This window comes from Pseudomonas sp. BJa3, from assembly GCF_026343815.1.
GTDB lineage: Bacteria > Pseudomonadota > Gammaproteobacteria > Pseudomonadales > Pseudomonadaceae > Aquipseudomonas > Aquipseudomonas soli.
Genome location: NZ_JAOXMC010000002.1, coordinates 19,573 through 41,444, shown reverse-complemented (window position 1 = coordinate 41,444; position 21,872 = coordinate 19,573). Strand labels below are relative to the sequence as shown.

Here is a 21,872-nt window from a genome sequence, read left to right as displayed (position 1 = left end):
CCCCTCACAGCAACAGGTTGCCCCGCTCCTCCTCGGTCAATTGCGCCTTGGCCCGCTCATCCAGCGCCCCCGCGCCCAGCACCTGCACCGGGCTCTGGCGGTTGTACTGCGGGTTGAGGCTCGCCCCGTCCTGCCCCGGCACCAGCCGCTCGCCACCGAAGCCCAGCACCTGCACGGTGATCACCGACGGCAGGCGCTGGCGCGACGCGGCCTGTTGCTGGCGGCCCGCCTCCTCGGCCGCCTGGCTCGCCGACGACGCCGCGGCGCTGGCCGAAGCTATCGCCCCGGTATTCACCGCGGCCACCACCGGCATGCCCTTGGCATCGCCCTGGACCTGGATGTTGGCAGCGTTGACCACCTGCAGCGCGGCGATGTTGACGTTGCCCGACACGCGGATCCCCGCCTCGCCGGCATCGATGGTGCCCAACGGTGCGATCAGGTCGATATCCCCCGGCGCCACCTCGGCAATCGGGTTGAGCGTGGCGATACCGGCACCGGTGCTCGGCACGCTCGGCGCCAGGCCGACGTTGCCCCAAAGGTCGTAGGTGCGCTTGGGCGGCGTGTACACCACGGTGGTCTTCGAGCCGCGACCGGCGTTGATGTCGCCCTGGGCCGACCAGCCGAGGATCGAGCCGCCGAAGGTGGTCATGATCCGGCTCTGGCCGAGCAGGATACTGCCCTGCGAGTACAGCTGGATATCGCCGCTGCCCTGGGTGATCACCCCGGCGGTGGACGGCGGCGCTTCGCCCTCGATGCCGAACACCTGCTGGCCACCCGGGGTCAGCACCTGGATGCCACCGCCGAAATCGGTGTGGATACCCGCGCCGCCATAGAAGGTGGCGCTGCCGTCGTAGCGGATCGAATTGCCAGCCACGTCCTTGTCGGGGAACAACGCGGCGATCGCCTGGCGACCGCGCAGGTAGCTGCCGGTACGCGGGCCGTTGAGGTCGTTGTACTCGCGCCCGCCTTCACGCAGCTCGCTGAAGTAGACCTGCCGGGCAAAGATGCGCTGCTGCTCGGCGGGCAAGGCGGCGAAATAGGCACGGCTTGCGGCGTTGTCGCCGATGAAGCCGAAGCGTTCGCGCAGCCAGGCCTGCAGCTCCTGGTCGTAGACCTTGAACGGCTGGTCCGTCGGGGTCTGCTCCGTGCCCAGGTAACGCCCGAGCAGGCGGGTATAGTTCGGCCCGGTCTTGCCGGCGCCGACAACGATGGCGATGGCCGCGCCGTCGTTACCGCCACCGCTGCCATCGACCCGACCGACACTGTTGATCGCCGCCTCCTGATAAGCCGAGCCCACGCCCTGGCCGGACTGGAACAGGTTGCGCCCGGCGACCACTTCCAGCAGGCCAGGGCCGGCGACATTGAAGGTGCTCAGGCGAATGTCGCGCCCGGCACTGATCAGCGAGACATCCAGGGCATCGCCATGGATGACCAGGTTGCCCGAGGAATAGACGTTGCCCTGGTCCCCCGCCACCATGCCTGGCGCGCCGAAGCGCTCGACACCCAGCGCCTTGCCGGCGTTGACGATGTCGCGCCCCGCCATCACCCGCACCGGCCCCGCGCCCTGGTACAGCTTGAGCCCGGTCTGCTGGTACTCGATGATCTCGCCGCTGTTCAAGCCGACGATATCCCCGGCCAGGGCATAGAAGCGCGCCGGTGTCTGCGGCCGCGACCCGGCCTTGTAGGTGTTCAGGCCGTAGGTGAACAGTGGCGACGCATCCAGGCTCGCGGCGATATCCGCGCTCAGGTTGCTGGCCCGGTACACGTACGAGAAGTCCTGGCCAAGCATTGCCGGCCGTTGCGGCGTGGCGATGGCCGAGGTGTCGGTGCCCGCCTGGCTGATCACATAGCCGCCGGCATAGATCGACTCACCAGCGATCAACTGCAGGTCGCTGCGCGCCGAGGGCGCGGTCATCAGCGAATAGGCGGAGGTGGCGATGCCGCGCTCGCTGGCCGAACCGCCGTAGTACAGGCTGCCGTTGGCCGCCGTCACCCGCAGCGCCGTCGGGTAGAACAGACGGCCACCGTAGAGCGGCAGGTTGCGGCCCGGACGCAGCTCATCGAAGCTCACCGGCGTGACATTGCCGCCCAGGGCGAGCATGTCCACGGCGGTGGTTTCGCGCCACAACGAGAACCAGCTGTTGCCCTGCCCGGTGTAGCGCACACCGTTGTCGCCGAGGAAGCCGGTCATGTTGAACTGCGGCACCCGGCCCGGGTCACCGACACCCTGTACCACCAGGTCGCCGCGGCTGTCCAGGCGCACCGCGGCATCACCGGGCATGAGCGTCAGGCCACCCAGTGCCGCGGCCTTGGTCGAGGTATACGGGTCGTAGGCGCGCGACTCGCTGCTGTCATTGAAGGCAAAGCTGCTGCCATACACCTGCCTGACCACCCCGACGCTGCCCGCCTGGACATTCAGGGCACCGCGAAGGTTGACCAGCGTGCCGCCCAGGTCGGGGGTGACCCGCGCCATCTCCAGGGCCGCGGACGCCGGGTTGATGCCACCGGCCACCCGCAGGTTCAGGTCGCCGCCGCCGGTCTGCACCAGGCGACCATCCTCGGCGATCCGGCCGCTGCCGCCGACCACCAGGTTCAGGCCCTGACTGCGCTCGGCCTCGACGCCCGCGGTGTTGCTGGCCTGCAACAGGCCGGCCGAGCCACCCACGCCGACGTCCAGGTTGCCACCACCCAGGGTGCCGATGCCGGTGAAGCCCACCAGCCAAGGTTCGGCCACCGAGGCCTGGGGCTGCTGGGCGAAGGTACCGAAGTTGACCCACCACGCCGCCGGGGTATCGGCACTGGTCTGGCCCTGGCGCCACAGCCAGTTGCCCACCGCGGCCGATGCTACTTGCGGCCTGGAGAGGGCGCCGCCGGTCTTGCTCGCCACCAGGTTGCCGGTAAGATCGCCCCCGGCCGTGATCCGCAGGTTGCCGCCCTGCTCCGGATACCAGGCGCGGTACAGGCTTTCGGTCAACGCCTCATAGGGCGCGCCGGCGCTGCCGAGCAAGCTGCCATCGGCCAGCCGGCCACGGGCCAGCTGATGCGGATCGACGCCGTCGCGCCACAGCGACGGCGCCTGGGTGCCGGCGGTGTAGACGCCGAACAGCGAGTCCATGCGCCAGTCACCGGCGCTGAGCAGGTCAAGGTCGCCGGTACCCGTGCGCAACACGCTGAACATCAGGGTCTGCGGCGTGACCTCGATACGCTCGGGCTCGGTCGGCGCGTCGATCTCCACGCACCAGCCAGGGATCGAGCACAGCTCCATGTCGGCGTCGGCCACCGGGGTGCCGGGCTCCATGCCATAGGTGTTGTCCGGCCCCCAGACCCAGATTTTCTTGCCCCCCGGCGCCTGGTCCACGCACCAGCCGGCAATGTCGCACAACACCAGGTCCTCGGGCGCCACCGGCGTGCCCGGTTCCATGCCGTAGGTGTTGTCGGGGCCCCACACCTTGATGCTCTTCACCGCCGGCTCGCACCAACCGGCGATGTCGCACAACGCCAGGTCCTCGGGGGCGACCGGGGTACCGGGTTCCATGCCGTAGGTGTTGTCCGGCCCCCAGACCATGCCGGTACCGCCAGCCCCGCCCCCGCTGCGCTTCTGCTGCGCGATGTAGTGCAGGTCGGCCAGGCGTAGCACGCCGGCATCGATGTCGGGACGCGTGATGCGGCTGTCGGCGGCGTCCAGGTCGGCGCCGGCGACCAGGCGCATCGACCACGACTGCGAGCCTGCCGGCAACATCTGCGCCAGCGCCCAGTTACGCCCCTGCTGGCCATTGCTTGCGGGGCGCAGCTCGATCAGGTCGACCCCTGCGGCGAGCTTGACATCGGTGCCCGCCGGCAGCCGCGAGCCCACGGCCAGGGTAAGCGCGCTGCCTTGGGTGAGGCCACCACTGGGCAGGGCAATGCCCTTGCTCCAGATACCACCCTGCACAGCCACGCTGACTGGCAGGCGGCTGCCGGCGTCCAGGTGCGTGCCCGAACCCAGGGTGACCGCCTCGCGCAGCAGCGTGCCGGCGGCGTACAACAAGTTGCCGCCAGCGTCACGTACCGCGGCCTCGAGTACCGTGCCCGCGGGCAGGGTCAGCGGCGCCGACAGGCTCATGGCGCTGGGCAGGCGCAGGTTGGCCGGCAAGGTGGTGGCGGCGAACGGCAGGTCGAAGTTGAGCAGGCTGCCTTCGGGGAACTGCGTGCCCTCGGCAAGCTCCACGCCGCTGCGCGGGATCACCAGGTCGCTGTCGAACGGCTGCTTGCCGGGCAGCAGCAACCAGCCCTTGCCGTCCATGCGCGCTTCGTCGCTGGCCAGGTCCAGCGGCATGAAGCCGTCACTGATGCTGCCATACACCTCCAGGTTGCCGCCGGCGCGCAGCACCAGGTTGCCTACCTCGCCCGAACCGTAAACGCCAGTCTTCGGCGTCAGCGGGTTGAGGCTGGCGTAGCGGTGGCCGGACAGGTCCAGGTCACCCTGCACCACCAGGTCGGTGCCGGCATCGACCGTGGCGATCTCCACACCCGGGCGCAGGTGCAGGGCCTGGGCGTAGCGGGCATTGTTCAGCCCGGCCAGGCGCACGTCGAGCAGCTCGCGGTTGCGCAGCAGGTTGTCGATGAACAGCACACTCAGGTCGTGCTTGCGGGTCAAGTAGTCCTGGTCGATGACCTGGATCGGCCGGCCACTGGCCGAGGTGCCGCCCGGCGCCGCGTCGGTGTAGCGCTGGTTGCCGATCACGGCGATGGAGCGCGCGCCGAGAATGTCCACCGGACCACGCACGTCGATGGCGATGTCGCCCGCCGTATCGCCGCCCAGGCGTGGGGCGATCAGCTCCAGGGTGCCGCGCTGGCGGCCATCGCCCTGCCCGGAGGCGATGCCGTGGCGCAGGTCGATGCGTGCGCCGCTGGCCAGGGTCAACTGGCCCTGGCCGCTGTTGAGCTCGACCACGGCACGGTTCGGCGCATCGATAATTGCGCCGTAGCTGTCGACCCGCAGCACACTGCCATGGGCGTCAAGCAAGGCTCCGGCGCCCAGGGTCAGGCCTCGATTGGCGGCCAGGCGGATGCTGCCGACCTGCTCGCCGCTGGCATCGACGTGGCCGTTGACCGTGAGCTGCCCGTTGTCCAGCGACACGTTGATCTGCTGGGCCTTGAGCTCATCGCCGATCACCAGGTCGCCGTGCTTGATCTGGAAGCTGCGCGCACCGAACACCTGGTCGCGGTTCAGGCGCTGGTTGAGGCCGGCAAAGTCGTCCAGCTGCCGGGCGCGGATATCGACCACCCCGCCCGCGTACGGGACCTGCGTGCCAGCAGCGTCGTAACGGCCACTGGCCGCGCCGAGGATCTGGCCGAGCAGCTCGATGCGCCCGCCCTGCTCGCCCAGGGCGATGGCCGTCAGGCGCCCGGCGCGGTTGCCGCGGACACTGAGATCGATCAACGCGCCAGCGGCCTGGTGAATATTGCCGAACTGGCTGCCCAGCACCAGCTCGCCGCCCCAGCTGTGCTGGGTCACGTCATTGAGGGTCAAGGTACGCCCGGCCAGGTCCAGCCGCGCGGCGTCGCCCAGGCGCAGGTCGTCCAGCGCCTGCAGGGTCAGGCGGCCGCTGGGCAGGCTGAAGGTGCCATCGACCAGCAGTTGCCGCGCCTTCAGGCTCAGCTCGGCACCCAGGGCCTGACGGCCGCTGGCAAGCAAGCCACCGCCGCCCTGCACGCGCAGGGTGCCACCGGCCTCGATACGATTGAGCGAGCCGGCGCTGCCGGTCCACAGCGGTGTGTCCACCAGCAGGTCACCACCGCTATAGGCGAAGCTGCCGTTGGCCTGGTAGTCGCCACGGCGGTGGTGGACAAGCAGGCTGCCCTTGTGGTTGGCGCTCACCTGATGGCTGGCGTGCAGTTCCACGCGGCTGAAGCCCAGGGTCTGGCGCGCCATGTCGGCGCTGCCATCGGGCTGGCTGTTGGTGCCGTAACCGAACTCCAGGTCCTTGACACGGATTGCCAGCAGGCCATCGCCACTGCCGGCCCCGCCCGCGATCGGCGCTCCCGCGGCGTTACGCGTGCCGCTCCAGATCAGCCGTTCGGTGCGAATGGTCGCCCGGTCGCCGGCCTGGCCATGGCCATAGATGGCCGGCACGCCGAGCACCAGCGCCTGCAGGCGGTTCTTGCCGGTGACCGGGTCGTAGGTGTCGAGCGCCGTGGTGCCGAAGAAGTTCAGCGAGTCGGACGCCGCCAGGGTCAGGGTCTCCAGTGCCGGCACAGCCTCGGCCGGGCTGCCCTGCAGCAGGCGGTCGAGCACCTGCTGGTTGAGGGTCAGGCCCTGGCCCAGCACGCCGTCCGCCAGGGCGCGAGCCAGCGCGTCGGCACTGCCGACGTTGATCCGCCCGACCGCCAGGCCCAGGTGCCGGGTCCCGAAGGCCACCCCGTCATCGAGGCTGAAGGTCTTGTCGGTGGCGGCGAACAACGAGCCGTCCGAATACAGCCGGGTGGTGCCCTGGCAACCGCCGGCGCTGCAACCGCCAATCAGGATGGAGCCCGGCGACCAGCTGCTGGTGAACTGCGACGACACCACATCCAGCCGCCCATTGGACACCGCCAGCAAGGCACGGCCGTTGCTGTTGATGAAGTAGCCGTCATTGGCATCGAACGGCACCGCGCCTCGGCCAAGGGTGACGATCCCGGCCCCCTGCTCGACGACGATGCCGCCACGCGGGTCGTTGTTGGTCAGGAACACTTCACCGGCCTGCAGCACCGCCCCCGAACGCAACCAGATATCACTGGTGCCTTCGAGGAAGGTCATCTGGTTGCCGCCCTGGCCGTAGAGCACATTGGCGCGGCCGCCCAAGGTCAGCCGGGGTGCCTGCAGGGCATTGAGCTCGCGGGCCGACAACACCGCGATGTTCTCGCCACTGGCCTGGCCGGCGCCACCATCGGCCACCACTTCGAAACCACGGGCGCCGAACACCGCCGCGCTGCCGGCATGACCGCCTTCGGCGGCGGCGAAGTTCACCCGACCAGCGACGCGCAAGGTACTGCCGGCCTCGTTGTTGCCCTGCACCCGCAGGTTCAGCCACTTGCCATCGGCCTCGATCGCCGCGCGCGGCACGCCTTTGGCCACGGCATCGGCACGGGCGAACGCAGCGTAGGAGGTTTCGTTGTACTGCGAATAGCGCCGCAGCACGTCGCCCGAGGTCAGGATCACCTGGCTCGACAGCGGCTGGCGGATACCGGTGTTGGCCACCGACAGGCTGCCCGTGGTAGTCCAGGAGCCGTTGCGCATCGCCAGGCTGGCAGCGCTGCCCCCGGCCATGGCCAGGCCATTGAGCTCGACCCTGAACGCCCCCGGCAGCAGCGCAAAGCTGGCCGGCAGCAAGGTGTAGGTGCCCGCCGCCAGGCCTGGAACGCTGCCATCCAGGGTGATCTGCTGGCCGATCCCCGGCGCCGTCACGCCGGCCTCGCCGGTCACCGGCGCATAAGGGCCGGTGAAGCTCGGCACAATGGCGTAGACCGGGTTGCTGCCCAGCGTGGGCAGGACCAGGCGCCCCTCGCCATCGAGTTGCATCAGCGGGTGGTAGCGGGCGTCGGTGGAGCCGCCACGCCCGGAGACGAAGCCGGCGCCGGTCAACGTGCCGCCTCCGGACAGGTCGATCAGCGCGTCCTGGCGGATGTCGATGGACTTGCCGTTGAGCGATACCCCATACAGGCTGTCACCCGCCGCGCCCAGCAGCTTCACCGCCTGGCCTGCGAACAGGTAGCTCAGGCCATCCACCGTCCCGCCGTAGGGCATGACCAGCCCTGCCGCGCTGACCGAGGTGATGCTGCCCGGCAGCAGGGTGACGGACTTGGTGCCCCCCGTTTCCTGCCCCAGCGACAACCCGCCCAGGGGCGCGCGCAGCACACCGCCCTGCTCGACCCTGCCGGCGACCAGCGCCAGCCGGCCGAACACCGAGAACGGCTGGTCGGGTGTGCCTTGCCCGGCCCTGCCGATGCGCAAGGTGGCGTCGCTGCCCGTCTCGATCTGGCCGAAGGCGCCGGTGGTCGGGTAGATCTGCGCAGCGAGCAGTTCCAGGTCGGCATTGCTGCGCAGCAAGGTCCTGTCGGTGCCTTCGCCAACCTTGCCCAGTACCCGCAGGTCGCCCTGGCTGCGCAGGCTGCCAAGGGCAAAACCACGGCGGTCGAAGTCCAATACGCCACCGGCGGCCAGCGCCAGGCTGCCATGGGCGCCGAGGGTCACGGCGTCACGCAGGTCCAGCAGGTGGGCGTCGACCTGCAACAGCGCCGCGCTGCCTTGCGTGGACAGCCCACCCTTGAGGGTCGGCCGGGTCGCCTGGTCGGCGCTGCGATGGTTACTGCCGGCAAGCCGCACATAGGGCGCCTGCAGGTGGACGCGGGCGTCGCCGGCGCTCCCTTGGGCCAGCACCAGCGAGCCGGTGTACAGCTGCAGGCCGCGGGCCATGCGCAGGTCGAGGTCGCCGTCGAACGCCACCACGCCGTCGCTGAGCAGCGAGAGGCTGTCGAAGCCCCCTGCGTTGATCCTGGCGACGTCGAGCCGTCCCTGGCCATAGCGCAGCGGGCCGTCCTCGACGTTGGCCGCGCCCTGGGCAAGGACCAGCTCGCGGGGAGCCTTGACTCCGTCGACCAGGCTACCGTTGAGGTAGAGACCACTATCCAGCGCCACCTCCAGGCTGCCGCCTGCGGCGCCAAGGCCACCGGAAGCAGCGCTGAAGCTGCCGTTCAGGCGCAGCCCGTGGCTCGACGCCAGGCTGATGCGCCCGCCGTTGCTGGCCATGGCCAGCGGCCCCTGGCCACGGATATCCAGCGTGGCCTGGGCACCATCGGCGCGCAGGCGAGCGCCCTCGGCCATGTCCAGGAACAGGTAGGCGCCGTTGCTGGTACCTTGGTCATGGTCGATCTGCCCGCCGATGACGATGCTGCCGCCAGCGTCGACCCGCCCATAACGGCGACCTTGCGCATCCAGGGCGCTGAACGCCCGCCCGGACACATCGATCAGGGCTTGGTCACCCAGGCGGATCGAGCGTTGGTGCGCCCCTTCCGTCACCCCGGAGTCCATGGTCGGCAACCATTGCTGCAGCAGGCTGACACTGCCGCCCCAGGCATTGAGGGTACCGTTCAGGCTCAACTGCGCGGTGCTGGTCAGGCTGATGGACTGCAAGGGGTCGACGCTGATCGTCGCGCCGCGCCCGACCTCAAGCACCGCCGCTTCACGGCTCGCCTGGTCGAAGCGGCTGTCTCCCGCCGCCAAGGCCAGGCTCGCGCCGGCGCGCGGCTCCAGCTTGCCGGCCACCGCGTTCTGCGCCAACGGCGGCGCCAACACGATCAGCGCCGGATCGCCGAGCGGCCGGCTGGCGTCGAGCTGCTCCACCGGCCGGGTGACGTCGATACGGCTGCCGGCGGCCACACTCAGGCCATGGTTGCCGGTGATGGCGTAATGCGCGAAACCACGGTTGAAGAAGTCCTCGGCCAGGTGCACGCCGGTCTCGCCCTGCGCGCTCCCCCCCACGCTCACCCGCTCGGCGGCCACGGTCAGGGTGCCCGCACCGCTGCTGCCGTAACCGCGCAGCTCACCGTCGAGGCGCATCCGCCCGGTCCCGGCGCTGTTCAACGCGCTGCTGTGCAAGGTCAGGCTGCCGCCACTGCCACCGAGCAGGCGGTTGGCTTCGCCGCGTACCACGCCGCCGGACACGTCCATCACGCTGCCGCTGTCCAGCAGCACATCGCCGCTGCTGCGCAGGCTCAGGCTGCCACCGTTGCGCCAGGCGCGCTCGCCTGAGTCCATGCCCTCGCTGCGCAGACCGCTGACATCCAGGCGCACCCCGGCGCCCACGCCGACCTGCGCGCGCAGCCCTGCCGGGGTGGCCAGCGCCTGGTCCTGCAGGCTGGCGAGAACACGCTGGCGGAGCACATCGCCCAAGGCCATCTGCCCGCCCCTGGCGGTCAGGTCGGCATTGACCTGGACTTGCGGGGCATAGAGGGTCAGGCTGCCGCCATCGGCCAGACGCACGGCATCATCGACCTCGATGCGCCGCTGGGCGGCAACACTCAAACCACCTAGCTCCAATCCGTTGAGCCAGTCGCTGTCGATTGCCAGCTGGCCACGGCGCCGCTCAGCCAACGGTGCCTGCAGGCCGACGTCGGCGCTCTGCCCCCCGGCGCCCTGGCGTATCAGCACCTGCTGCATGACCGGGGTCAGGCTGAAGCCGAGCTCCTTGGCGTCGCTGAGGTAGCCGGGCAGCTGTTGGCCGATCACCAGTTGCGCGCCCTGGGCCCGGGCAGTGTGTACCTGGCGATAGCCGTCGCGCCCGCGTACCGGCGCCTGCACCTGGCGCTCATCCTGCCAGGTCTGGCCGATCAGTTGGCCATCGAGCAGCGCGCTCTGGGTCGCCACCACCAGGCTGCCGGCGTCGCGGCCCACGGTATAACCCTGCTCGTAACGCTGACCGGGGGCAATCAGCGGGTTGTAGAAGGTGCGGGTCTGGTCCCAGCGCGCGCTGTGCGCCTCGTAGCCGTTGTAGAGGCCGTTGTAGAGCAGGTCGCCCGGGGCCCTCGACAGTTCGTAAAGGCGGCCGTCCTCACCGCGCAGCCAGCTCTGGCGGATGTAGCCGTCCTGCACCGCCAGGGTGCCGCCGGACAGGTTGATCTCGGCACCGGCGCGAGTCACCAGGTCCTGGCCGGTAAAGGTCACCGTGCCGCCCTGGGCCATCCACTCGCCGACGCTGTGGTTGCGCGTGCCCAGGTAACCGCCCACCTCGAGCAGGCCACCGGCGGTGTACCAGCGCTCGCTGGCATAGCCGTTGATGCCCTTCTCGACATGCACCAGCTCACGCACGTCCACCCACACATCGCGGTTGATCAGGCCGCCCTTGTCACGGTTGCCGGCCGCATCGCGCTGTTCGTTGCCCTGCACATTGATCTTGATGACATTGCTTTCCATCGCCACCTTGACCCCGAGGGCCCCGGCCACGTCGATGCGCGCGCCATCGTCCACCAGGCTGCGCAGCCCGGCACTGACGGCCACCTGGCCGCCGGTGGCCAGGGTCAGGGCGCCCTCCTGGAAATGCACGGTGCCGCCGCTGACCACCTCCACCCGCGACTGCTCGGGGCGGTCGATGACCTTGCTCAGGTTGTCGAAGCGGCCCGTGGCATTGTTGCCGCTGACCCCATCCACACCCTGCCGCGAGGCCTCGCGCTGGCTGTCCAGGGCCTGGCTGTCGTCGAGCAGCACGGCGGTGACGCTGCCCTTGCCGAAACTGACCGAGCCGCTGGTGTCGCTGGCCGGGTTGAGCAGGTGGATGCTGCCGCGCCTGTCCACCGCAGTGCTGGCAAGGGCCACGCCATCCTGGCGCACGGCATGGCCAGTCAGGGTGATATCACCGCCTGCCGCCTGGATCAGTCCGTTGTTGACCACGCTGCCGCTGCTGCTGCCGGGCTTCAGGCTGCTGGCGACCTCGTTGCCACGGGTGGTGGAGAAGGCGTTGGCCTGGGTGCCCCTGCCCCGGCGGATGTAGAAGTCGTCACCGGCGGCAAGCGTTGCCTGGCCCTGGGGTGTGATGATCTGGCCTTCGTTGTTCACCTCGCTGCCCAACAGCAGCACATAGCCGCCGCCCTCGGTGGAGGTGGCTGGCGTGCGGGTCTGCAGTTGCGCGCCACGTTGCACCACGACCTTGCCGCCGGCCTGGGTGAAGGTGGCCTGGCTGCCATTGCTGTCGACATACAGCCCGCGTTCGCGGAACTGCTCGTCGCTGACCTGCGCCGCCGCCGCCACCAGGTTGCGCACGTTGACCTGGCTGCTGCCGTCGAATACCACGCCATTGCGGTTGACCAGCATCACCGTGCCCTGGGCCTCGATCTGGCCGTGGATCTGGCTCGGCCGGGCGTTCGGGTCGTTGACCCGGTTGAGCACCGCCCACTGCGCCTGCTGGTCGAACTTGACCGTGGTGTCGCGGCCGACGTTGAAGGTCTCCCAGTTGAGAATCGCCTTGTCGGCGGTCTGTTCGATCAGCACCTGGGTCTTGCCGCCCACCTGGCTCTGCTGCGGCGCCTTGGCGTTCTGCCAACCCTTGGTCAACGGGTTCTCGTCGACCTTCAGGCCGCCCTCGCCCAGGCCGTTGGGCACGGTCTGCGGCTGCACCTGCGCCAAGGTGCGGCCGGCGGCCTGAGCCGCCTGCTGCGCGGCGATGGCGGCCACGGTGTTGTCGAGGTTGCCCAGGGAGCGCTGGAACCGTTGCTGCAGGCGCTGCTGCTGGGCCAGCGGTGGCGGCGCGCCGGGCACCTGCACTTGGCCACCTGCAGCGCCACCACCGGCTGCGGGCGCCGCGCCCTTGGCCGCGAACCAGGCCGAGCTGAACGGCTGCGCGGCCTGGGCCGTGCCTGACAGCAACAGCAGCGCGATGGCCTGGGCCAGGGGCTTGAGCAGCATCGGCGCGTGGCCTGCAGGCTGGCGACGCCGGTGGGCGACGGTGGCTGGTAGGTCTGGCTGGTGCTGGCCGCGCGACATTGCAGGGTTCCTTGTGCAGGGTCATGGAAGGCAGGTCGGTGCGGCGGTGATGCCGCTTTGCCATAAGGCAGTCGGCCTGGCCGCAGACCGAAGCTTTGTCATGCAAAGTTCATCTGCCTGGGGTACGCGCACACGCGAAAACCGACGGTGCCGTGCCGGCCACCGTCGGTTGTCAGCCCGTTGCGGGCCTGGCGCTTCGCGTGACGCTTACAGACGGCCGATACCGTTGCAGACCGAAGCGTTGGCGATGTTGGTGCCTTCGTTGTAGCCGTTGTCCAGGAACACCTTCTTGATCTCGGCGGCGTAGGCGGCCGGCAGGCTGACGAAGGAGTGCTGGGCGATGGTGGCGGCCTTGGCACCGGTGTACAGATCGGTCAGGAAGCTGCGGATGGCGGTGGCATCGGCGGCGGTCTGGTAGCACTGGCCGACCAGCAGGTTGGTGTAGCCGACGATCGGGTAGCCCGAAGTCGGTACCACGCCACCGGCGTTGAAGATCGGCACCCACTTGCTTGGGTCGGCGCGGTCGGCGGCGGTGCTCGGGGCGACAGCGGTACCCAGGGCGGTGCGGGCGTTGGCGGCGGTTGGCAGCGGCGCGGTGCCGGCGGCCATGGCGTTCTTGCTGACGCGGGCGACCACGGCGTTGTTGCTGGTGGCGACATAGTCAGGGCTGACGTAGCCGATGGTGCCATCGGTGGCGTTGACCGCGTTGACCACGTCGGCGCTGCCGGCGACGGCTTGCCAGGTGGCCGGTTCGCTGCCCACGTTGGCGGTGGTGAAGGTGCTGCTGACCACGAAGGACGATGGGCAGGAGTCAGCCAGGAAGCGCGACAGCAGCTCGGTGGTGCCGCTGCTGCCGGAACGGTAGATGACCTTGATCGGCGTGGTATCGGCGGTGCCCAGCAGTTGGCCCCAGGTAGTGGTGGTGCCGGAGAACACGCCGCACAGTTGAGCGCCGGTCAGTTGCAGGTTGGTCACGCCCGACTTCTTGTAGGGGATGGCAACGGAGGTGCCCACCGATGGGATCTGCACCAGCTTGCCCCAGGTGGCGGCCTTGCTGCTGTTGTAGGTCGACAGTTCCGAAGCGCTCAGCACCGAGTCGCTGCCGGCGAAGTCGACGTTGGTGCCGGCTGGCTGGTTGATCGAGGCCGCTGCGTTGGTCAGGAACGCCGTCTTGCCGCCACCGCTGCCGACACCGGTGTAGCTGAAGTCGGCCGGCAGCAGGCGCGGCAGGCTCGAGGTGCCGTTGTAGAGGTTTTCCGGCAGGGTGGCGCCGCCACCGACAACAGCAGCCATGGATTGGGCCGAAGCCAGGGTAGCAGCCACCAGGGAGGCGGCGATCACAGTACGCTTAAACATGAAGCAATCTCCTATCGTCGTGTTCATACGTTGAGTGGGTCGCGCATTGCCGTGGCCACAGGCCGTATACCCTGATCCAGAGGGGCTGAGGCCTGTCCACGGGGCCAACATTCGCAGCTTGTGGTGACAGGCAAAGGAAAAAACATCGGGAGTTCGGCGGGGAAAGACTCGGGTGTCTGAGGGCGCTTTTCGGGCTTGTGGCGGGCTGGCCATGAGCCGGCGCAGGCGGTACGGGAGGGGACGGTCCGGAGGATGGCGGATCAGGCACTCGGGAGTTTGGCCAAGGGGAGAAAAAACAGTGTGGCAGTGCCGGCCACTTCACAGTGGCCGGTTGGTCATGGCCGGGTCTTCAGGGCGCGGCCACCTCGCTGGGCGATGCCAGTTGCAGGAGTTCGCTGGTATAGCTCCACTCTTCCTGGACCTTGTCCGGATGCTCGTTCAGGCGGATGCCGTAGGACGGGATGATCTGCTTGATCTTCGCCTGCCACTCAGGCGTGGCCACCTTGTCCTTGAACACCTTGTTCAGCAGATCGAGCATGATCGGCGGCGCGGTCGAGGCGCCCGGCGAGGCGCCGAGCAACCCGGCGATGCTGCCGTCCTTGGCGGTGACCACCTCGGTGCCCAGCTTCAGCACCCCGCCCAGGTTGTCGTCTTTCTTGATGATCTGCACCCGCTGCCCGGCCTGCCACAGGCGCCAGTCTTCCTTCTTCGCTTCGGGGAAGTAGGTCTGCAAGGCGGCGAAGCGGTCATCATCGGACTGCATCAACTGGCCGATCAGGTATTGCACCAAGTCGAACTCGCGCACCCCCACCCGCACCATCGGCCAGGTGTTGTGCAGCGACATGCTGGCGAACAGGTCAAGCAGCGAACCTTCCTTGAGGAACTTGGTGGAGAAGGTGGCGAACGGCCCGAACAGGATCATGCGCTTGCCGTCGAGCACCCGGGTGTCCAGGTGCGGCACCGACATGGGCGGCGCGCCGGTGGCGGCGATGCCGTAGGCCTTGGCCATGTGGCGCTGGGCGATGGCTGGGTTGTCGGTGACCAGGAACGAGCCGCCCACCGGGAAGCCGGCGTAGTCCTTGGCCTCGTCGATGCCCGACTTCTGCAGCAGGTGCAACGCGGCGCCGCCGGCACCGATGAACAGGAACTTGGCGTCGGTGGTCGCGGTGCCACCGTCCTTGAGGTTCTTGTACTCGACGTGCCAGCTGCCGTCGTCGTTGCGACTGATGTCCTGCACCTCGCTGGACAGCTTGAGGTCGAAGTTCGGCCGGGTCTGCAAGTAGCCCACGTACTGGCGGGTGATCTCGCCGAAATTGACATCGGTGCCGATCGGCGTCCAGGTGACGGCGAGCTTCTGGTTGGGGTCGCGCCCTTGCATCATCAGCGGCACCCACTTGGCGATCTGCGCGTGGTCCTCGGAATACTGCATCGGCTTGAACAGCGGGCTGGCCTGCAACGCCTCGTAGCGCTTCTTGAGGAAGCGGATGTTGTCGTCGCCCCAGACGAAACTCATGTGCGGGGTGGTATTGATGAACGAACGCGGGTTCTTCAGCACCCCCTGCTTGACCTGCCAGGCGAGGAACTGACGGGTGACCTGGAACGACTCATTGATCTCCACCGCCTTGCTGATGTCGATCTTGCCGTCCTTCTCCGGCGTGTAGTTGAGCTCGGCCAGCGCCGAGTGGCCAGTGCCGGCGTTGTTCCAGCCGTTGGAGCTCTCCTCGGCCACCTTGTCCAGGCGCTCGACCATCTGCATCGACCAACCCGGCTCCAGCTCGTTGAGCCACACCGCCAGGGTGGAACTCATGATGCCGCCGCCCACCAGCAGCACATCGACGCGCTTGCTGTCGGCGGCCTGGGCATGCAGCCCCAGGGCCAGGGTGAGGGCCGCCAATGCCCATCTGGGCGTTTTCTGGATGTTCATGTGCTCTCCCGTATTGGTCATTCCGTGCGCCTGGAGGACAAGCTTAGCCGAGTGTTTTGCTCGGGCATGGTCGCTGTGTTTTCTGGCCCCTTGCCCCGCGACAAGGCCAGCAGCGCGAGTTCGATAATCGCCCGTTTTCAACGCTCCGGGATTTGACGAAACTAACCAGATAGTACAAATATCGATCTACTCAAAAACAACAAAGCGATACCCGCCATGACACCCCGAATCCTCGTGCTCAACGGCCCCAACCTCAACCTGCTGGGCACCCGCGAACCCGCCCAGTACGGCCATGAAACCCTCGCCGACCTGGCCAGCCTGTGCGCCGGCAGCGCTCGCGAGCTGGGCCTGGAACTGGAGTTCCGCCAGACCAACCACGAAGGCGAGCTGCTCGACTGGATTCACGCCGCCCGTGGCCGCTGCCACGGCATCGTGATCAACCCCGCCGCCTGGACCCACACCTCGGTGGCCATCCGCGATGCCCTGGTGGCCTGCGAGCTGCCGGTGATCGAGGTTCACCTGTCCAACGTGCACAAGCGCGAGCCGTTCCGCCACCTGTCGTTCGTCTCCAGCATCGCCGTGGGGGTGATCTGCGGCCTTGGCAGCCAGGGCTACCGCATGGCCCTGGGCTATTTCAGCGAACAGCTGCGCGAGCACGCGGCATGAGCGCCCAAGGTATCCTTGCCGGCCTCATCGGCCGTGGCATCCAGGCTTCGCGCACACCGGCGCTGCACGAACACGAAGGCGATGCCCAGGCGTTGCGCTACCTGTACCGGCTGATCGACGCCGACCAACTGGGCCTGGACGACAGCGCCCTGCCGGCGTTGCTCGACGCGGCCCAGCGCACCGGATTCAGCGGGCTCAACATCACCTACCCGTTCAAGCAGGCGATCCTGCCGTTGCTCGACGAACTGTCGGACGAGGCCCGTGGTATCGGCGCGGTGAACACCGTGGTGCTGCGCGATGGCAGGCGGGTCGGCCACAACACCGACTGCCTGGGCTTCGCCGAAGGTCTGCGCCGGGGCCTGCCCGGCGTGGCCAGACGGCGCGTAGTGCAGTTGGGCGCGGGAGGCGCAGGCGCGGCGGTGGCTCATGCGCTGTTGGCCGAAGGCGTCGAACAATTGCACGTGTTCGAGGTGGACCCGGCCCGCGCCCAGGCACTGGTGGACAATCTCACGCAGCGCTTCGGCGCTGGCCGTGCCATGCTCGGCAGCGATCTGGGCGAGACCCTGGCCGGCGCCGATGGTCTGGTCAACACCACGCCGGTGGGCATGGCCAAGCTGCCGGGCACTCCCTTGCCGCCGGCGTTGCTGCACGCACGGCTATGGGTGGCGGAGATCATCTATTTCCCGCTGGAGACCGAGCTGTTGCGCCAGGCCCGGGCCCTGGGCTGCCGCACTCTCGATGGCGGCACCATGGCGGTGTTCCAGGCGGTCAAGGCGTTCGAGCTGTTCAGTGGACGCCCGGCGGATGCCGCGCGAATGCAGGCGCATTTCGCCAGGTTCTAGTCGCCAGGCAGCTCATCGCGGAGCATGCCCGCTCCCATGGAAGAGCGAGCGGGCATGCCCCGCGCCTGCATTCAGGCCTTGATGTAACGCATCACCGCCTCGCAGATCACCTGCTTGTGGCGTTGCTTGATCTGCTCGTCGGACAGGTCGATCTGGAAGATGTCGCCAAAGGTATGGCGGTTGGACACCCGGTAGAAGCAGAACGAGCTCATCAGCATATGCAGGTCGATCACTTCGATGCCGGGGCGGAACACGCCCTGGGCAACGCCACGGGCGAGGATCTTGCCCAGCGCGTCGAGCACCATGCTGCTCATCTCGCGGATCACCGGCGACTGCTTGACGTACTCGCCGTAGTGGATGTTCTCGGTGCAGACGATGCGCACGAAATCGACGTTGTTGGCATGGTGGTCGAAGGTGAACTCCACCAGGCGCTGGATCGCCTGCTCGGGCGCCAGCGAGTCGAGGTCCAGGCTGTGCTCGGTCTTGCGGATGTCGCCGTAGAGCTTGACCAGGCACTCGACGTACAACTGCTCCTTGCTGCCGAAGTAGTAGTAGATCATGCGCTTGGAGGTGGCGGTGCGCTCGGCGATGGCATCGACCCGGGCACCCGCCAGGCCTTGCTGGACGAACTCGGTGATGGCGGCCTGGAGAATGTTCTCGCGGGTCTTTTCCGGATTGTTCTTGCGCGTCTTGCGCAGGCCTTCGACTTCAGGCTTGACGACCGAATCACTCATACCGACTCACAGGCTCGTTGTAGTAATCCGGGCAATTATCCGTGAGCCGGGCGATGCTGGGAAGCGCAGTGTTGGTCGGCTGGTCAGGTTTGGCCTAGAGCCCCGTCGCCGGCCAAGGGCCTGGCTCACAACACAACCTTGCGCCCTGCCCCGCTGCGCGCCTTGGCCATCGCTGCCAGACGCACCGCCACGTTGGCCGCGCCATAGCCGGCATAGCCGCCCTTGCGCTGCAGGACCTCGAAGAAGAAGCGCCCTTCGAACGGCTCGGTGTACACATGGAACAGCTCGCCGCCCTGGACATCACGGTCGTACAGCACGTTGTAGTACGCCAGCTCGCTGAGGAACTCGTCGTCGAAATCGAAGCGCGCCGCCAGGTCGTCGTAGTAGTTCAGCGGGATCTCCAGCAACGGCACGCCGGCCTCCTTGGCCCTGGCCACCTCGCGGAAGATGTCGTCGCAGTCGAAGGCGACGTGGTGCACGCCGGAGCCGCGATAGCTGTCCAGGGCATGGGCGATGGCGGTGTTGCGGTTCTCCGAGATGTTCAGTGGCAACCGCAGGGTGCCGCAGTGGCTACGCAGGGCACGGCTCTTGACCAGGCCATAGGGGTCGGGCAACACCACCTCGTCGTCGGCGGTGAAGTCGAACAGGCTCTTGTAGAACAGCACCCAACTGTCCAGGGCCTCGGCCGGCAACGCCAGGGCCATGTGGTCGATACGTTTGAGGCCACCGCTGGCGCGGGCTGTCGGGTCCAGGCGGAAATCGGTGTCGTAGAGGGCCTGGCCGTTGCCGTCGGGCTGCACCAGGTACAACAGGCTGCCGTCCGGCGCGCGCACCGCCGGGATCTCGCGCTCGTTGGGGCCGACCAGGCCGCGGAACGGCTGGCCACGGTAGGCCATGGCGCGCTGCAGGGCGTCCTGGCAAGCGTTGACCCGCAACGCCGTGGCGCACAACGACGGGCCATGGGCTTCGAAGAAGTTGTGGGCGAACGAATAAGGTTCGCCATTGAGGACGATGTTGATATCGCCCTGGCGCAGCAGACGCACGGCTTTGCTGCGGTGCTCGCCCGCTTCGGCGAAGCCCAGGCGCTTGAGCCATGCGCCCAGGCGTGCGCCGACCGCCTCGTCGACGGCGAACTCGAGGAACTCCACGCCGTCGTAGCGGCTGGCGGCCGGCGGCGCGAACAGCACGCCCGGTTCGACCGCCCGCGCCTCGCGCTCGAGCTGGCGGCGGGTCTTTTCCTCCAGGTACAGCAGCGAGCGCAGGCCATCGGCGGCGTTCTGCCGGGGTGGCGCTGCGCGGAAACCGTCATTGAAGATCTCCAGCGACAGCGGGCCGCGATAGCCGCTGGCCAGGACCGGCGCGAGGAAGCCCGCCAGGTCCATTTCCCCCTGCCCGGGGAAGCAGCGGAAGTGCCGGCTCCATTCCAGCACGTCCATGGCCAGGATCGGCGCATCAGCCATCTGCACGAAGAAGATCTTCTCGCCGGGGATATCGCGGATGCCGCTGGGGTCGCCGTTGAGCGACAGCGTATGGAAGCTGTCGAGGATCACCCCCAGCGCCGGGTGGTCGGCCTGGCGCACCAGGTTCCACACCTGTTGCCAGGTATTGATATGGCGACCCCAGGCCAGGGCCTCGTAGCCGATGCGCAGGCCCCGCGCGCCGGCATGCTCGGCGAGCAGGCGCAGGTCGTCCACCAGCAGCTGTTCGTCGCCCAGGGCGTCGGGCTGGACATTGCTGCACACCAGCACCAGGTCGGTGCCCAGTTCCTGCATCAGGTCGAACTTGCGCTCGGCGCGGTCGAGATTCTTGCGCAGGCGGTCACGGCGGCAGCCCTCGAAATCGCGGAACGGCTGGAACAGGGTGATGGCCAGCCCCAGGTCGGCGCACAACTGGCGCACCTCGCGGGGGCTGCCGGCGTAGTACAGCAGGTCGTTCTCGAAGATCTCGACGCCGTCGAAACCGGCGGCGGCGATGGCTTCGAGTTTTTCCGGCAGGGTGCCGCTCAAGGAAACGGTGGCGATCGAACGGTGCATGGCGGGTGTTCCTTGTTATTGAGTGAGGCCTGGCACGATCGATTATTCGCAGGTAAAGTCGCCCCGGCAACGAACTTTGTACGGAACAGTTAGTTTTTGTTCGATTACCGAACAAAACCCGTTCCAGCGAATTGCTTCACCCACCCCCGTGAACAACCATGAACACCAGTCGCAGGCCCGCCAGCCCTTCTCGCCGCCACGCCGGTCGTTCGGCGGAACCTGCGCTGCATTACCCAACGTCACCACATAATAAGTTCAAGAAAACGGGTACCGAACTATGCACACCTTGCTCGCCCTGCGATCCGCGCCGCCTCGTTCGTCTTCTCCACACAGCCCCTGCCCGCGCCTCAAGCGCTGACCAACCCGGCCCCTGACAAGAACAACGGAGACAACATGGCCCGCTCAAGCTCCCAAGCCAAGAAAGCCACCGCCAGCGGATGGATCGGCTCTGCCCTCGAGTATTACGACTTCTTCATCTACGCCCAGGCCGCGGCGCTGATCTTCCCGCAGATCTTCTTCCCGTCCGCCGACCCGAAGATGGCCATCATCGCCTCGCTGGCCACCTACGGCGTGGGTTACCTGGCGCGCCCGGTCGGCGCCTTCGTGCTTGGCCACTGGGGCGACACCCGCGGGCGCAAGAACGTGCTGCTGCTGTGCATGTTCCTGATGGGCCTGTCGACCATGGCCGTGGGCCTGCTGCCGACCTACCACGATGTCGGCCTGCTGGCCCCGGCGCTGCTGGTACTGCTGCGCCTGGTCCAAGGCTTCGCCGTGGCCGGCGAGATCTCCGGCGCCAGCTCGATGATCATGGAGCACGCGCCGTTCGGCCGCCGTGGCTACTACGCCAGCTACACCCTGCAAGGGGTGCAGGCCGGCCAGGTGATGGCCGCCGCGGTGTTCCTGCCGCTGGCCTACTTCATGCCCAGCGAGGCCTTCAACGACTGGGGCTGGCGCATTCCGTTCCTGATGAGCGCGCTGGTGCTGGTGGCTGGCTTCATCATTCGCAAGGAGGTCCACGAGACCCCGGCCTTCGTTAGGGAAGAGAAACAGGACAAGGTGGCCAAGTCGCCGATCAGCGAGGCCTTCCGCCACAGCTGGAAGCACATGGTGCTGGTTATGTTCATGGCGCTGATGAACGTGATCCCGGTGGTCGCCACCATCTTCGGCGCGGCCTACGCGGTGCAGCCGGCCTACGGCATCGGCTTCGACAAGAGCGTGTACCTGTGGATCCCGGTGGTGGGCAACATCGTCGCGGTGCTGGTGATCCCCTTCGTCGGCAACCTTAGCGACAGGATCGGCCGGCGCCCGACCATGATCGCCGGTTGCCTGGGCTCGGGCCTGCTGGCGTTCGTCTACCTGTATGCGATCAGCATCCAGAACGTGCCACTGGCCTTCGCCGCCTCGATCGTCATGTGGGGCATGGTCTACCAGGGCTACAACGCGGTGTTCCCGAGCTTCTATCCAGAGCTGTTCCACACCCGCTACCGGGTCTCGGCCATGGCCATCGCGCAGAACCTCGGCACCATGATCACCGCCATGCTGCCGGCGTTGTTCGCCGCAGTCGCGCCGCCGGGTTCGGACAATATCCCGCTGGTGGTCGGCGGGCTGGCGTTTCTCATCACCTGCGTGTGCGCGCTGGCCGCCTACCTGGCACCGGAAACCCACCGGCTGGCAATGGAAGACCTGGGCAACCCGCAGGCACAACCCATGGCGCGGGAAGCCTATGAAGCGAGCCGCAAGGGCAGCCTGAAAGCGTTCGGCCACTGACATCGGCGGTGCCGAAAAAAAGACGCCTCGTCAGAGGCGTCAAGACATTCACCAGCA

At 67.9% G+C, this 21,872-nt stretch carries 8 protein-coding genes; 3 read left to right on the top strand and 5 right to left on the bottom strand.

Features of this window, described 5'->3' with window-relative positions; genetic code table 11:
* Positions 1–4: 4 nt before the first annotated feature.
* The 3 genes from OH705_RS01950 to mqo form a co-directional block, all read right to left on the bottom strand.
* Positions 5–12,493: a filamentous hemagglutinin family protein gene (locus OH705_RS01950; RefSeq protein ID WP_267300770.1), complete on the bottom strand. Its 12,489-nt coding sequence runs from the start codon at positions 12,491–12,493 to the stop codon at positions 5–7.
* Between the two features lie 207 nt (positions 12,494–12,700).
* Positions 12,701–13,849 carry a substrate-binding domain-containing protein gene (locus OH705_RS01945; RefSeq protein WP_023632777.1) on the bottom strand — a complete coding sequence of 383 codons (1,149 nt, stop codon included), beginning with the start codon at positions 13,847–13,849 and terminating at the stop codon, positions 12,701–12,703.
* Positions 13,850–14,198: 349 nt separating this feature from the next.
* On the bottom strand, positions 14,199–15,773 hold the full coding sequence (gene mqo, locus OH705_RS01940) for a malate dehydrogenase (quinone) (RefSeq protein ID WP_031316761.1): 1,575 nt from the start codon (positions 15,771–15,773) through the stop codon (positions 14,199–14,201).
* A gap of 216 nt (positions 15,774–15,989) precedes the next feature.
* Here mqo and aroQ point away from each other — a divergent pair, with 216 nt between their 5' ends.
* Both aroQ and OH705_RS01930 read left to right on the top strand, forming a co-directional pair.
* Positions 15,990–16,439: a type II 3-dehydroquinate dehydratase gene (aroQ, locus tag OH705_RS01935; protein WP_094011074.1), complete on the top strand. Its 450-nt coding sequence runs from the start codon at positions 15,990–15,992 to the stop codon at positions 16,437–16,439.
* Entirely contained in the window at positions 16,436–17,281 is an 846-nt protein-coding gene (locus OH705_RS01930; protein ID WP_046856017.1) for a shikimate dehydrogenase, read from the top strand. The genes aroQ and OH705_RS01930 overlap by 4 nt, the downstream gene beginning before the upstream one ends.
* A 71-nt stretch (positions 17,282–17,352) precedes the next feature.
* Here the strand turns inward: OH705_RS01930 and OH705_RS01925 are convergent, their stop codons facing one another.
* Positions 17,353–18,015: a TetR/AcrR family transcriptional regulator gene (locus OH705_RS01925; protein ID WP_038705885.1), complete on the bottom strand. Its 663-nt coding sequence runs from the start codon at positions 18,013–18,015 to the stop codon at positions 17,353–17,355.
* Positions 18,016–18,140: 125 nt separating this feature from the next.
* On the bottom strand, positions 18,141–20,048 hold the full coding sequence (quiC, locus tag OH705_RS01920) for a 3-dehydroshikimate dehydratase QuiC (RefSeq protein ID WP_267300765.1): 1,908 nt from the start codon (positions 20,046–20,048) through the stop codon (positions 18,141–18,143).
* Positions 20,049–20,441: 393 nt separating this feature from the next.
* Between quiC and OH705_RS01915 the strand changes: the two genes are divergently transcribed.
* The gene (locus OH705_RS01915) at positions 20,442–21,815 is read left to right on the top strand and encodes an MFS transporter (protein WP_094011072.1); all 1,374 of its coding nucleotides are present in this window, start codon (positions 20,442–20,444) and stop codon (positions 21,813–21,815) included.
* Positions 21,816–21,872: the final 57 nt, after the last annotated feature.

What these genes read in the sequence shown, in the direction of transcription:
- OH705_RS01950 (WP_267300770.1), bottom strand. Translation starts at nt 12,493, where the DNA reads ATGTCGCGCGGCCAGCACCAGCCAGACCTACCAGCCACCGTCGCCCAC.
- OH705_RS01945 (WP_023632777.1), bottom strand. Translation starts at nt 13,849, where the DNA reads ATGTTTAAGCGTACTGTGATCGCCGCCTCCCTGGTGGCTGCTACCCTG.
- mqo (WP_031316761.1), bottom strand. Translation starts at nt 15,773, where the DNA reads ATGAACATCCAGAAAACGCCCAGATGGGCATTGGCGGCCCTCACCCTG.
- aroQ (WP_094011074.1), top strand. Translation starts at nt 15,990, where the DNA reads ATGACACCCCGAATCCTCGTGCTCAACGGCCCCAACCTCAACCTGCTG.
- OH705_RS01930 (WP_046856017.1), top strand. Translation starts at nt 16,436, where the DNA reads ATGAGCGCCCAAGGTATCCTTGCCGGCCTCATCGGCCGTGGCATCCAG.
- OH705_RS01925 (WP_038705885.1), bottom strand. Translation starts at nt 18,015, where the DNA reads ATGAGTGATTCGGTCGTCAAGCCTGAAGTCGAAGGCCTGCGCAAGACG.
- quiC (WP_267300765.1), bottom strand. Translation starts at nt 20,048, where the DNA reads ATGCACCGTTCGATCGCCACCGTTTCCTTGAGCGGCACCCTGCCGGAA.
- OH705_RS01915 (WP_094011072.1), top strand. Translation starts at nt 20,442, where the DNA reads ATGGCCCGCTCAAGCTCCCAAGCCAAGAAAGCCACCGCCAGCGGATGG.